The sequence below is a fragment of the Streptomyces sp. cg36 genome, assembly GCF_041080675.1.
In the GTDB taxonomy this organism is placed as follows: Bacteria; Actinomycetota; Actinomycetes; order Streptomycetales; family Streptomycetaceae; genus Streptomyces.
The window spans coordinates 5,927,839-5,941,440 of sequence record NZ_CP163520.1 but is presented as its reverse complement, the minus strand read 5'-3'; the positions used below and the strand labels follow the sequence as shown (position 1 = coordinate 5,941,440).

Below are 13,602 nucleotides of genomic sequence, written 5' to 3'. Positions count from 1 at the left end.
ATGACCACCAGCACCACCAAGACCGGTCCCGCCGCCGCGGCGCCCGAGCCGCGGGGGCTCGTCCCGCTCCCCGTGCCCGTCGCCCGGATCCTCATCGCCGTGGGCGCGGTCGCCACCATCGCCTCCACCTTCCTCGCCTGGACCTGGACCTCCGAGTTCCCCGGTGACCTGACCGTCACCGGCTACCCGGCCGGGCTCCAGACCCTCACCCTGATCGCCGGGGCGCTCACCCTGCTCTACGCCGTCGCCGGCTGGAACGTGCGCGGTCTGGGCTGGCTCAACCCGGGCGGCGGCAACAACCCGGTCCTGCTGGCCGCGCTCTCCGCGTTCGCGGTCAGCTGGTTCACCGGCATCGCCATCGCGTACGACCTGGGCGGCCTCGCCAACCTGGAGCCCGGCGCGTTCGTGGCCATGGTCTCGGCGCTGGTGCCGGTGCTCGGCGCGCTCGCCCTGCCCCGCGAGGGCAGGTCCGTGCGCGACCACATCGCCAAGCCCGACCGCATCCCGCCGGCCGCGCCGCTGCCCAGCTGGGCCCAGCGACTGATCATCTCGCTGGCCACCGCGCTCGGCCTGGTCGTCTTCACCTACGGCATCGGCGTCAACGACGACGAGAGCGAGACCTTCATCGGTCTGCTGCTCCTGGTCCTGTTCGCCTCGATGGCGCTGTTCGCGGCCGGGCTCTTCGAGCGGTTCACCGAACTCAACGCCCGGCACAAGGGGTTCGCGACCACCGCGGTCTTCCTGGCCGCCGTGATCTTCCCGTTCACCCAGAGCGAGGACCACAACGCCAACCTCGGCGCCAACATCCTCATCTTCGGCACCGTCGCCCTCGGCCTCAACATCGTCGTCGGCCTCACCGGACTGCTCGACCTCGGTTACGTCGCCTTCCTCGGCGTCGGCGCCTATGCCGCCGCCCTGGTCTCCGGCTCCGAGTTCTCCCGGTTCTCCGGTGTGCAGGTGCCGTTCTGGGCCGCCGCGCTGATCGGCATGGGGGCCTCACTGGTCTTCGGCGTGATCATCGGCGCACCCACCCTGCGGCTGCGCGGCGACTATCTGGCCATCGTGACCCTGGGCTTCGGAGAGATCTTCCGGATCACCGTCAACAACCTCGACGGAGCCTCCGGCCCCAACCTCACCAACGGCCCCAACGGCATCTCGCAGATCCCCGATCTGGAGATCTTCGGGTTCAACCTCGGCGCCGCGCACGACATCGCCGGACGCACCATCGGCCGCTTCGGCAACTACCTGTTCCTGATGCTGCTGATCACGGCGCTGATCGTGCTCGTCTTCAACCGCGCCGCGAACTCCCGCATCGGCCGCTCCTGGATCGCCATCCGCGAGGACGAGACCGCCGCCACCGCCATGGGCATCAACGGCTTCCGGGTCAAGCTCATCGCCTTCGCCCTCGGCGCCTCGCTCGCGGGCCTGGCCGGTACGGTCTTCGCCCACGTCAACTACAGCGTCGTGCCCAGCCCCTTCCAGTTCGCCGGGGCCGCGCCGCCCAACTCCGCCTTCCTCCTGGCGGCCGTCGTCCTCGGCGGCATGGGCACCGTCAGCGGTCCGCTCCTGGGCGCCTCGCTGCTCTATCTGATCCCCGAGAAGCTGGGCTTCCTCAAGGAGTACGAGCTCTTCGGCTTCGGCGTCGCCCTCATCCTCCTGATGCGGTTCCGCCCCGAGGGCATCGTCGCCAACCGGCGCCGCCAGCTCGAATTCCATGAGACCGGGCAACTCGACGTACCCGAACAAGGGCTCCCGGACACCACCGTCGGCGTCACCAAGGCGGAGGCGTAAACACGATGACCGCACAGCCCACCACCACCCTCGCCGACCCGGTCCTCCAGGCGTCCGGCGTCACCATGCGGTTCGGCGGACTCACCGCCGTACGCAATGTGGACCTCACCGTCAACAGCGGCGAGATCGTCGGTCTCATCGGCCCCAACGGCGCCGGCAAGACCACCTTCTTCAACTGCCTCACCGGCCTGTACGTGCCGACCGAGGGCAAGGTGTCGTACAAGGGGACCGTGCTGCCGCCCAAGCCGCACCTGGTCACCCAGGCCGGCATCGCGCGGACGTTCCAGAACATCCGGCTCTTCGCCAATATGACGGTCCTGGAGAACGTCCTGGTCGGACGGCACACCCGCACCAAGGAGGGCCTCTGGTCCGCCCTGCTGCGCGGCCCCGGCTTCAAGAAGGCCGAGGCCAGGTCCCGCGAACGGGCCATGGAACTCCTGGAGTTCATCGGCCTCCAGCACAAGGCCGACCACCTGGCCCGCAATCTGCCCTACGGCGAGCAGCGCAAGCTGGAGATCGCCCGGGCGCTGGCCAGCGAGCCCGGTCTGCTGCTCCTGGACGAGCCCACCGCGGGCATGAACCCGCAGGAGACCCGCGCCACCGAGGAACTGGTCTTCGCCATCCGGGACATGGGCATCGCCGTGCTCGTCATCGAGCACGACATGCGCTTCATCTTCAACCTGTGCGACCGGGTCACCGTGCTCATGCAGGGCGAGAAGCTGGTCGAGGGCACCTCGGACGTCGTCCAGGGCGACGAGCGCGTCATCGCGGCCTACCTCGGTACGCCGTTCGAGGGCGCGCCAGGGGGCGAGGAAGTGGCGGAGGTCGAGGCGGCGGCCGGGGTCGTGGCAGCGGCTCCGGCACCGGGCGACGCCCCGGCCGCACCGGCACCCGCCGGGGCGCGGACGGCGGCCGAGCCGGACGCCGCACCGGCGTCCGCGGACGCCGGCTCCCCCGACGACGCCTCCCCCGAGGCCGACGCACCAGGCACGACCCGCACCGAAGGAGACTCCCAGTGACCGCACTTCTGGAAGTCGAGGACCTCCGCGTCGCCTACGGCAAGATCGAGGCCGTCAAGGGGATCTCCTTCACCGTCGAGGCCGGGCAGGTCGTCACGCTGATCGGCACCAACGGCGCCGGCAAGACCACGACCCTGCGGACGCTGTCGGGGCTGCTCAAGCCCTCCGGCGGACGGATCACCTTCGACGGGAAGCCGCTGGCCAACATCCCCGCGCACAAGATCGTGTCGCTGGGACTCGCCCACTCCCCCGAGGGGCGGCACATCTTCCCCCGGCTGACCATCGCCGAGAACCTCCACCTCGGGGCGTTCCTGCGCGGCGACAAGGCCGGGATCGAGAAGGACATCCAGCGCGCCTACGACCTCTTCCCCATCCTGGGCGAGCGGCGCAAGCAGGCGGCGGGCACCCTCTCCGGCGGCGAGCAGCAGATGCTGGCGATGGGCCGGGCCCTGATGTCCCAGCCCAAGCTGCTCATGCTGGACGAGCCGTCGATGGGCCTCTCCCCGATCATGATGCAGAAGATCATGGCGACCATCGTCGAGCTCAAGGCGTCGGGGACCACCATCCTGCTGGTCGAGCAGAACGCCCAGGCGGCGCTCTCGCTCGCGGACCTGGCGCATGTGATGGAGGTCGGCGAGATCAAACTCTCGGGCACCGGCCAGGACCTGCTCCACGACGAGAACGTCCGCAAGACGTACCTCGGCGAGGACTAGCCGGGACCACGCGTACGGGCCGCACCACTTCGTGTGGTGCGGCCCGTACGTCGTTTCCCGGAAGGCGCGGGGGCCCTGGCGTCCGGCCGCGGCCGGACCCGGGCCCTAGCCCTTCGCCGCCTTCTTCTCCTCGGCGTCCTCGATGACCGCCTCGGCGACCTGCTGCATGGAGAGCCGGCGGTCCATCGACGTCTTCTGGATCCAGCGGAACGCGGCGGGCTCGGTCAGCCCGTACTGCGTCTGGAGGATCGACTTGGCGCGGTCGACCAGCTTGCGGGTCTCCAGCCGCTGGGAGAGGTCGGCGACCTCCTGCTCCAGCGCCTTCAGCTCGGTGAAGCGCGAGACCGCCATCTCGATCGCGGGCACCACGTCGCTCTTGGAGAACGGCTTCACCAGGTACGCCATCGCCCCGGCGTCCCGGGCCCGCTCCACCAGGTCGCGCTGCGAGAACGCGGTGAGCATCAGGACGGGCGCGATGGAGTCCTTGGCGATCTGCTCGGCGGCGGAGATGCCGTCGAGGACGGGCATCTTCACATCGAGGATGACCAGGTCGGGGCGGTGCTCCCGGGCGAGCTCCACGGCCTTCTGCCCGTCCCCGGCCTCTCCGACGACCGCGTACCCCTCTTCCTCCAGCATCTCCTTGAGGTCGAGGCGGATGAGGGCCTCGTCCTCGGCGATGACGACACGGGTCGTGAGCGGCGGGACATGGGACTGATCGTCGTCGGCGACGGGCTGGGGCGACTCGGCGGCGGTCACGGGGGCTCCTCGTTGCGGGGCAAGTACTGCTTCCCAAGAGCGTACCCAGCTGCGGTAAGGTGTGGTCACGGCGGGTAGCCGCCTACCTTTGGTTCAAAGGATGCCCCGGTAGCCCAGCGGTAGAGGCAATGGTCTCAAACACCATCCAGCGTCGGTTCGAATCCGACCCGGGGTACTTTTCGTGCGAATCCATGGTCACGGACCGTTGAGGTTTCGGCCGCCTTCGCACGCCTTCCCTTCTTTCGTCCGGTACGGCCGGGCCCCCGCCCGTACGGCAGAGGCCCGGGGCCGGTGCGTCGGAATGCCTCCCGCCGGGTCCGGCCCGGGGCCCGGACGCCTCAGCCCTTGGGGCTGTCGTCCTCGCCGATGTGGTGGACGCGCACCAGATTGGTCGAGCCGGGCACACCGGGCGGCGAGCCCGCGGTGATCACCACGATGTCGCCCCGCCGGCAGCGGCCGATCTTCAGGAGTTGTTCGTCGACCTGCGCCACCATCGCGTCCGTGGAGTCCACGTGCGGGCCGAGGAAGGTCTCCACGCCCCAGGTGAGGTTGAGCTGGGAGCGGGTGGCGGGGTCGGGGGTGAAGGCGAGCAGCGGGATCGGCGAGCGGTAGCGGGAGAGCCGCTTGACCGTGTCGCCGGACTGGGTGAAGGCCACGAGGTACTTGGCGTTGAGGAAGTCGCCCATCTCGGCGGCGGCCCGGGCGACCGCGCCGCCCTGGGTGCGGGGCTTGCTGCGCTCGGTGAGCGGCGGCAGCCCCTTGGCCAGGACGTCCTCCTCGGCCGCGGTGACGATCCGGCTCATGGTGCGGACGGTCTCCACGGGGTACTTGCCGACGCTGGTCTCGCCGGAGAGCATCACGGCGTCGGTGCCGTCGATGACCGCGTTGGCGACGTCGCTGGCCTCGGCCCTGGTGGGGCGGGAGTTGTCGATCATCGAGTCCAGCATCTGGGTGGCCACGATGACGGGCTTGGCGTTCCGCTTGGCGAGCTTGATGGCGCGCTTCTGGACGATCGGCACCTGTTCGAGGGGCATTTCGACGCCCAGGTCGCCGCGCGCCACCATGATGCCGTCGAAGGCGGCCACGATGTCGTCGATGCTCTCGACGGCCTGCGGCTTCTCGATCTTGGCGATCACCGGGACGCGGCGGCCCTCCTCGTCCATGACGCGGTGGACGTCCTCGATGTCCCGGCCGCCGCGGACGAAGGAGAGCGCGATGATGTCGACGCCGATGCGCAGGGCCCAGCGCAGGTCCTCGACGTCCTTCTCGGAGAGCGCGGGCACCGACACCGCGACGCCGGGCAGGTTGAGCCCCTTGTGGTCGGAGACCATGCCGCCCTCGGCGACCCGGGTGCGCACGCGCGGGCCGTCCACGCCCACGACCTCCAGCGCCACCTTGCCGTCGTCGACGAGGATGCGCTCACCGGGGGTGACGTCCTCGGCGAGGCCGGAGTAGGTGGTGCCGCAGATGTGGCGGTCGCCCTGGACGTCCTCGACGGTGATGGTGAACTCGTCGCCGCGTTCAAGGAGTACGGGACCTTCGTGGAACCGGCCCAGGCGAATCTTCGGACCTTGAAGGTCGGCGAGCACTCCCACGCTGCGGCCCGTCTCGTCGGACGCCTTGCGCACGTGCTGGTAACGCTCCTCGTGGTCGGCGTAGCCGCCGTGGCTGAGGTTGAAGCGGGCGACGTCCATTCCGGCCTCGACCAGTGCCTTGATCTGGTCGTACGTGTCGGTGGCGGGCCCCAGGGTACAGACGATCTTTGCTCGACGCATGGTTCGAGCCTAGGGCTTACCGACCAGTAGAGAATTGGTCGCGCATGACTACTCAACAACCTTTGCATGAAGGGTTATTGACAACTGTTGAATTGTGCGCAGGAGCGCTCCGATGAGCACGGCGGACTTCTCCGCGCGCCCGGCGCAAACCCTTGACATGTTCAGGCAGCGGCGCTGAGATATGTTCGTTTTCGTTCGACCTCGTTGACTTGTGAGCTACTCAACCAACGGAGCCGCACATGAAATCGTTCAGAAAACGGACCGGTGCCGCACTCGCCGCCCTCCCCCTGCTGGTCCCGCTCGCCCTCGCCGCCGGTGGCGCCGCCGCGCTCACCGCCGCGACCGCCACCCCGGCGGCGGCCCTCGACAACGGCCTGGCCCGCACCCCGCAGATGGGGTTCAACAACTGGAACTCCACCCACTGCCGGGCCGAGTTCAATGAATCCATGGTCAAGGGCATCGCCGACACCTTCGTCGCCCAGGGCCTCAAGGACGCCGGATACACCTACGTCAACATCGACGACTGCTGGGCCCTGCCCGACCGGAACGCGAGCGGCGACCTCGTGCCCGACCCGGCCCGCTTCCCGCACGGCATCAAGGCCGTGGCCGACTATGTGCACTCCAAGGGCCTGAAGTTCGGCCTCTACTCCAGCGCGGGCACCAAGACCTGCGACGTCCAGGGCTTCCCCGGCGGCCTCGGCCACGAGCGCCAGGACGCCGAGCTGTGGGCGTCCTGGGGCGTCGACTACCTGAAGTACGACAACTGCAACAACACCGGCGCGGACGCCAAGCAGCGCTACAAGGCGATGGGCGACGCGCTGGCGGCGGCCACCCGCGCCACCGGCCGGCCGATCCTCTACAGCATCTGCGAGTGGGGCTCCAACCAGCCCTGGACCTGGGCGCAGGGCGTCGGGAACTCCTGGCGCACCACCGGGGACATCAGCGACAACTGGTCCAGCATGATCTCCATCGCGCACCAGAACCAGTCGCTGGCGCCGTACGCCGGACCGGGCGCCTGGAACGACCCGGACATGCTGGAGGTCGGCAACGGCGGCATGACCGACACCGAGTACCGCACCCACTTCAGCCTCTGGTCGCAGATGGCCGCGCCGCTGCTGATCGGCAGCGACCTGCGCACCGCGAGCCCGGCCACCCTGGCCATCCTCAAGAACACCGAGGTGATCGCGGTGGACCAGGACCCGCTGGGCAGGCAGGGCACGGTGGTGTCCGACTCCGGCGGCCTGGTCGTGATGTCCAAGCCGCTGGCGGACGGCGGCCGTTCGGTGACGCTGACCAACGAGACCTCCTCCACCAGGACCGTGTCCACGACCGTGAAGGACATCGGCATCGGCGGGGCGTCCTCGTACGCGCTCAAGGACCTGTGGTCCAAGGCCACCAGCACGACCACCGGCGCCATCGGCGCCCCGGTGCCCGCGCACGGCACCGTGATGTTCCGGGTGACCCCGGGCAGCCCGGTGCCGCCGCCGACCGGCGTGAACCAGCTGAGCGACCTGCCGTGGACGTCGGCGGTGGGCGGCTGGGGCCCGGTGGAGCGCGACCGCAGCAACGGCGAGCAGGCGGCGGGCGACGGCCGCCCGCTCACCATCGGGGGCGTCCGGTACGCCAAGGGCCTGGGCACGCACGCGCCCAGCGACATCGCGTACTACCTCGGCGGCGGCTGCTCGGCCCTCCGGGTCGACGTGGGCGTGGACGACGAGGCGCCGAACACCGGGTCCGTACGGTTCCAGATCTGGCGCGACGGCACGCTGGCCGCCGACAGCGGGGTCCGCACCGCCGCCGATCCGCCCGTGCGGCTGAACGCCGACCTCAAGGGCGCCACCAAGCTGCGGCTGGTGGTCACCGACGGCGGCGACGGCATCACCTACGACCACGCCGACTGGGCCGACGCCCGGCTCGCCTGCGGCAGCGGCCCCTCGGCCGGGACGCACGAACTGAGCGACCTGGCCTGGGAGTCCGCCACCAACGGCTGGGGCCCGGTCGAGAAGGACCTCAGCAACGCGGAGCAGGCGGCGGGCGACGGCACCCCGCTCACCATCAACGGAACGGTGTACGCCAAGGGCCTGGGCACCCACGCGCCGAGCTCCGTCGCGTACTACCTGGGCGGCACCTGCACCTCGCTGACCACCCGGGTGGGGGTGGACGACGAGGTGACCACCAAGGGGTCGGTCGACTTCCAGATCTGGCGCGACGGCACGCTGGCCGCCGAGAGCGGGACGCTGACCTCGGCCGATGCGGCGAAGGCGCTGACCGCCGACCTGACGGGCGCGCTCGAAGTCCGGCTGGTGGTCACCGACGCGGGTGACGGCATCGACTACGACCACGCGGACTGGGCGGGGCCCCGGCTCGTCTGCGGCTAGGGCGTGTCTTTCGGATCTTGCCTGGGTCGCGGGGTGCGGCACGCGCGTCTGCGGCGTTGTCGTCGGTCCCCGACGCTCCGCGTCGACTCCCTCCTCCGCCTTGCAGCCGCACGCACCGCACCCCGCTCGGCCACCACGACAGCGCGGCCGGACCGAAGCCGACAAGATCCGAAAGACGCGCCCTAGCCCTCACCCGCGGACCACGGGGGCCGATCGAGCCCCCGGGCACGCGGACGGCCCCGGGCGGATCGCGCCCGGGGCCGTCGTTCTCTCGTGGTCATCCGATCGAAACCTGCCAGGGGTGTTGCGGATGGCCGGTTCTGCGCCAAAATCCTCTGGACCTTCTACGCGCGTGGAGTGTGTCTACGCGCGTAACACACCGTCAGGGAGTGCATCACATGCCGCTGAACCGCAGGACGTTCCTGGGCAGCTCGGCCGCCGCCGGAGCCGGCGTCGCCATCGCCGGAGGCGTCGCGGCCCCCGCCGAGGCCCATGAGCGCGGCCACGGCCGCACCCGGCCGCCGAAGCGTTACTCGTTCACCGTCATGGGCACCACCGACCTGCACGGCAACGTCTTCAACTGGGACTACTTCACGGACAAGGAGTTCGACGACAAGGCCCACAACGACGTCGGCCTCGCCAAGATCTCCACGCTGGTCGAGCAGATCCGCAAGGAGAAGGGCCGCCACAACACCCTGATGATCGACGCGGGTGACACCATCCAGGGCACCCAGCTGTCGTACTACTACGCCAAGGTCGACCCGATCACGGCCAAGCACGGCCCGGTGCACCCGATGGCGCAGGCCATGAACGCCATCGGCTACCACGCCGCCGCCCTCGGCAACCACGAGTTCAACTACGGCATCCCGGTGCTGCGCAAGTTCGAGGAGCAGTGCCGCTTCCCGCTGCTCGGCGCCAACGCGCTGGACGCCAAGACGCTGAAGCCGGCCTTCCAGCCGTACGTCATCAAGAAGCTGCGCACCCCGCACGGGCGCGATGTGCGCGTGGCGATCCTCGGCCTCACCAACCCGGGCATCGCCATCTGGGACAAGGCCAACGTCAGCGGGAAGATGGTCTTCCCCGGCCTTGAGGAGCAGGCCGCGAAGTGGGTGCCCAAGCTGCGCTCGATGGGCGCGGACGTGGTGATCGTGGCCGCCCACTCGGGCTCCGACGGCAGCTCCTCCTACGGCGACCAGCTCCCGTACGTCGAGAACGCGGCGGCCCTGGTGGCCGAGAAGGTGGCGGGCATCGACGCGATCCTGGTCGGCCACGCGCACGTGGAGATCCCCGAGTACCGGGTGACCAACAAGCAGACCGGCAAGCAGGTGGTGCTCTCCGAGCCGCTGAAGTGGGGCCAGCGGCTCACCGTCTTCGACTTCGACCTGGTGTGGGAGAAGGGCCGCTGGACGGTCGAGAAGTCCGGCTCGAAGGTCCTCAACTCCAACACCGTCGCCGAGGACCCGAAGATCACCAAGCTGCTCGGCGACGAGCACAGGAAGGTCGTGGCGTACGTCAACCAGGTCATCGGCACCTCCAAGGCGGCCATGACCACCGCCGAGGCGGCCTGGAAGGACGAGCCGATCATCGACCTGATCAACGCCGTCCAGGTGGACACGGTGAAGGCGGCGCTCGCGGGCGGCGCGTACGCGGCGCTGCCGGTGCTCTCGCAGGCGTCCTGCTTCTCGCGCACGGCCGTCATCCCGGCCGGCCAGGTCACCATCAAGGACGCGGCCGGGCTCTACCCGTTCGAGAACACGCTGGAGGCGCGGGTCCTGACGGGCGCGCAGATCCGCGAGTACCTGGAGTTCTCGGCGCGGTACTACGTGCAGACGGCGGCCGGCGCTCCGGTCGACCCGGCGAAGCTGACCAACGCCAACAACACGCCGGACTACAACTACGACGCGGTGTCGGGCCTGGTGTACGACATCGACATCGCGAAGCCGGCCGGGTCCCGGATCGTCAACCTGACGTTCCAGGGCAAGCCGCTGGACCCGGCCGCGCAGTTCGTCCTCGCGGTCAACAACTACCGGGCCAACGGCGGCGGCAACTTCCCGCACGTCGCCGCGGCCAAGCAGGTGTGGTCGAACTCGGAGGAGATCCGGAACACGATCATCGCCTGGGTGAAGGCGAAGGGGGTCGTCGACCCCGGCACGTTCGCCTCCGTGGACTGGAAGCTGGTCCGGGACGGGGTCGCCGTCTTCTAGGCCGCCCGGCCCCGGGGCGGCTCGGCTCCGGGGCCGCTCAGCCCTCCAGCGGGATCAGCGCGCCCGGGACCTTCGGGGCCGGGCGCGCCTCCTCCCGCTTGGCCAGGCCGAACGTGGTGAACGCCGTGCGGGCCGGGAGGGGGTAGGGCTCCTTGCCGGTCAGGGCGTTCAGGATCGACGCGCTGCGCCAGGCCGCGAGCCCCAGATCGGGCGCGCCGACGCCGTGGGTGTGCTTCTCCGCGTTCTGCACGAAGACCGAGCCGGTCACCGAGCTGTCCAGGACCAGGCGGAAGTCCTCGTCGATGCGCGGCCGTTCGGAGGAGTCCAGGCGCATGTACGGGTCGAGGCCGGAGAGGATGCGGGCCGACGGGCGCTCCCGGTAGCCGGTGGCGAGGACCACCGCGTCGGTGGTCAGCCGGGAGCGCACGCCCTGCTGGGCGTGTTCCAGGTGCAGCTCCACCTTGGTGGTGGCGACCCGCCCGGCCGTGCGGACGCTGACGCCGGGCGTGAGGGTCGCGTCCGGCCAGCCGCCGTGCTGGGTGCGGCGGTAGAGCTCGTCGTGGATGGCGGCGATGGTCTCGGCGTCGATGCCCTTGTGGAGCTGCCACTGGCGCGGCACCAGCTGGTCGCGGACGGGCTCGGCCAGGGCGTGGAAGTAGCGCGTGTAGTCGGGGGTGAAGTGCTCCAGGCCGAGCTTGGAGTACTCCATGGGCGCGAAGGTCTCGGTGCGGGCGAGCCAGGTGATGCCCTCGCGCCCGGCCGGGCGGTGGCGCAGCAGGTCCAGGAAGACCTCGGCGCCGGACTGGCCGGAGCCGATGACGGTGATGTGGTCGGCGGCGAGGAAGCGGTCGCGGTGGTCGAGGTAGTCGGCGGAGTGGATCACCGGTACGGCGGGGGCGTCGGCGAGCGGACGCAGCGGCTCGGGCACGAACGGCTCGGTGCCGAGGCCCAGGACGAGGTTGCGGGCGAAGGCGCGGCCCAGCGCCTCGGCCTGGCCGTGCGCGTCGAGCTGGGTGAAGTCGACCTCGAACAGCTCCCGTTCGGCGTTCCAGCGGACCGCGTCCACCTGGTGCCCGAAGTGCAGTCCGGGCAGGCTCTCGCTGACCCAGCGGCAGTACGCGTCGTACTCGGTGCGCTGGATGTGGAAGCGCTCGGCGAAGTAGAACGGGAACAGCCGCTCGCGGTGGCGCAGATAGCTGAGGAACGACCAGGGGCTGGCGGGGTCGGCGAGGGTCACCAGGTCGGCCAGGAAGGGGACTTGGAGGGTGGCACCCTCGATGAGCAGCCCGGGGTGCCAGTGGAAGGCGCGGCGCTGTTCGTAGAAGGCGGTCGAGAGCCCGCCGGGCACCCCGTGGGCGAGGGCGGCGAGCGAGAGGTTGAACGGGCCCACGCCGATGCCCACCAGGTCGTGCGGGTGATCGATGTCGTGGGCGAGTGACGGTGCGGTCATCGGGGGGTGCTGCCTTCCACGGTCTTGAGGAGCAGGGCCAGGTCGCCGGTGGTGGCGTGGGGGTTGAGCAGGGTGGCCTTGAGCCAGAGCCGCCCGTCGGCGCGGGCTCTGCCGAGCACCGCGCGGCCCTCGGTGAGCAGGGCGCGGCGGACGGCGGCGACCTCGTCGTCGGGGGCGCCTGCGGGGCGGAAGAGGACGGTGGAGAGCGTGGGCCGCTCGTACAGGTCGAACCGGGGGTGCTCCTCGACCAGGTCCGCGAGGCCCTGGGCAAGGTCGAGGGTGTGGTCGACGAGTCCGGCGAGTCCGGTGCGGCCGAGCGCCCGCAGGGTGACGGCGATCTTCAGTACGTCCGGGCGGCGGCTGGTGCGCAGGGAGCGGCCGAGCAGGTCGGGCAGGCCCGCCTCGGTGTCGTCGTCGGCGTTGAGGTAGTCGGCGGTGTGGGCGAGCGGGGCGAGGCGGGCCGGGTCGGGGACGGCGAGGAGCCCGGCGGCGACCGGCTGCCAGCCGAGTTTGTGCAGGTCCAGCGCGATCGACTGGGCGCGTTCGATGCCCCGCAGCCTGCTCCGGTGGGTGTCGCTGAAGATCAGCGGGCCGCCGTAGGCGGCGTCGACATGGAGCTCCGCGCCGTACCGCTCGCACAGGGCGGCGATCTCGGGCAGCGGGTCGACGGCGCCGGTGTCGGTGGTGCCCGCGGTCGCGGCGACCAGTGTGCGGCGGCCCGGGTCCGGGCCGGGAGAGGCGAGGGCCGCTTCCAGGGCCGCGAGGTCCAGGGTGCCGAGGGGCGCGGGGAGGCCGACGGGTGCGGGCAGGCCGAGGAGCCAGGCGGCGCGCGGCAGCGAGTGGTGGGCGTTGGCGCCGTGCACCAGCCGGACGGGGCCGTGCCGTTCGCGGGCGAGCAGCAGGGCGAGCTGGTTGGACTCGGTGCCGCCGGTGGTGATCAGCGCGTCCCCGCCGGGCCAGAACTCGGCGGCCAGCGCCTCGGTGACCCGGGCTTCGAGCTCGGCGGCGGCCGGTGCCTGGTCCCAGGAGTCGAGCGAGGGGTTGAGGACGGCGGCGGCGAGGTCGGCGGCGGCGGCGAGCGCCAGCGGCGGGGTGTGCAGATGGGCGGCGCAGCGCGGGTCGGCGGGGTCGGCGGCGCCCTGGGCGACCGCCCGCACCAGGGTGGCGAGGGCCTCCTCGGCGCCGGTGCCGCGGGCCGGGAACACCTCGCCGAGCGCGGCCCCGACCCGGACCGCCACGGCGTCGGGGCCGCCGCCGGGCAGTGGGCCGCCCCGGGCCGCCGCGCCCTCCTGGAGCGCGCCGAGGACCACTCCGAGGAGGGGGTGCAGGGCGGCGGGGCCGGCGGGGCCGCCGGCGAGGGGCGGGGTGTGCATGGGGGGTCCTTCGGGTGGTGAAACGTCGGTCTCACCAGCGTGCGGCGTCCCGGCGCGGTGCGACCGCCGTGCACAACGATCTCAACCCGAAAGTGGTACTGCCTTGCGGAGGTGGGGTGTTGGGGGTGGCGCACTGCTATGAG

At 71.0% G+C, this 13,602-nt stretch carries 9 protein-coding genes and 1 tRNA gene; 6 read left to right on the top strand and 4 right to left on the bottom strand.

Going from position 1 to position 13,602, the window contains the following annotated elements; translation table 11 throughout:
* Genes AB5J87_RS26270 through AB5J87_RS26260 form a run of 3 tightly spaced genes read left to right on the top strand, consistent with a single transcriptional unit; the run spans position 1 to position 3,523 of the window.
* Positions 1-1,791: a branched-chain amino acid ABC transporter permease gene (locus tag AB5J87_RS26270; RefSeq protein WP_369379838.1), complete on the top strand. Its 1,791-nt coding sequence runs from the start codon at positions 1-3 to the stop codon at positions 1,789-1,791.
* A gap of 5 nt (positions 1,792-1,796) precedes the next feature.
* A complete protein-coding gene (locus AB5J87_RS26265) occupies positions 1,797-2,810 on the top strand; it encodes an ABC transporter ATP-binding protein (protein WP_369379836.1) in 1,014 nt (337 codons plus the stop codon).
* Positions 2,807-3,523, top strand: coding sequence for an ABC transporter ATP-binding protein (locus AB5J87_RS26260; protein WP_369379835.1), 717 nt, complete (start codon positions 2,807-2,809; stop codon positions 3,521-3,523). Before AB5J87_RS26265 ends, AB5J87_RS26260 begins: the two co-directional genes overlap by 4 nt.
* A 105-nt stretch (positions 3,524-3,628) precedes the next feature.
* Here AB5J87_RS26260 and AB5J87_RS26255 read toward each other — a convergent pair whose 3' ends face one another.
* The gene (locus AB5J87_RS26255) at positions 3,629-4,279 is read right to left on the bottom strand and encodes an ANTAR domain-containing response regulator (protein ID WP_369379833.1); all 651 of its coding nucleotides are present in this window, start codon (positions 4,277-4,279) and stop codon (positions 3,629-3,631) included.
* 102 nt (positions 4,280-4,381) lie between these two features.
* Between AB5J87_RS26255 and AB5J87_RS26250 the strand changes: the two genes are divergently transcribed.
* Positions 4,382-4,454 (top strand) — tRNA-Leu (locus AB5J87_RS26250).
* 163 nt (positions 4,455-4,617) lie between these two features.
* Here the strand turns inward: AB5J87_RS26250 and pyk are convergent.
* Entirely contained in the window at positions 4,618-6,054 is a 1,437-nt protein-coding gene (pyk, locus tag AB5J87_RS26245; protein ID WP_369379831.1) for a pyruvate kinase, read from the bottom strand.
* Between the two features lie 392 nt (positions 6,055-6,446).
* Here pyk and AB5J87_RS26240 point away from each other — a divergent pair, with 392 nt between their 5' ends.
* Together AB5J87_RS26240 and AB5J87_RS26235 are read left to right on the top strand one after the other, a co-directional pair.
* The gene (locus AB5J87_RS26240) at positions 6,447-8,432 is read left to right on the top strand and encodes an NPCBM/NEW2 domain-containing protein (protein WP_369383676.1); all 1,986 of its coding nucleotides are present in this window, start codon (positions 6,447-6,449) and stop codon (positions 8,430-8,432) included.
* Between the two features lie 398 nt (positions 8,433-8,830).
* Positions 8,831-10,636, top strand: coding sequence for a bifunctional UDP-sugar hydrolase/5'-nucleotidase (locus AB5J87_RS26235; RefSeq protein ID WP_369379830.1), 1,806 nt, complete (start codon positions 8,831-8,833; stop codon positions 10,634-10,636).
* Between the two features lie 37 nt (positions 10,637-10,673).
* Here AB5J87_RS26235 and AB5J87_RS26230 read toward each other — a convergent pair whose 3' ends face one another.
* Positions 10,674-12,086, bottom strand: coding sequence for a lysine N(6)-hydroxylase/L-ornithine N(5)-oxygenase family protein (locus AB5J87_RS26230; RefSeq protein WP_369379828.1), 1,413 nt, complete (start codon positions 12,084-12,086; stop codon positions 10,674-10,676).
* A complete protein-coding gene (locus tag AB5J87_RS26225; RefSeq protein WP_369379826.1) occupies positions 12,083-13,459 on the bottom strand; it encodes an aspartate aminotransferase family protein in 1,377 nt (458 codons plus the stop codon). Before AB5J87_RS26225 ends, AB5J87_RS26230 begins: the two co-directional genes overlap by 4 nt.
* Positions 13,460-13,602: the final 143 nt, after the last annotated feature.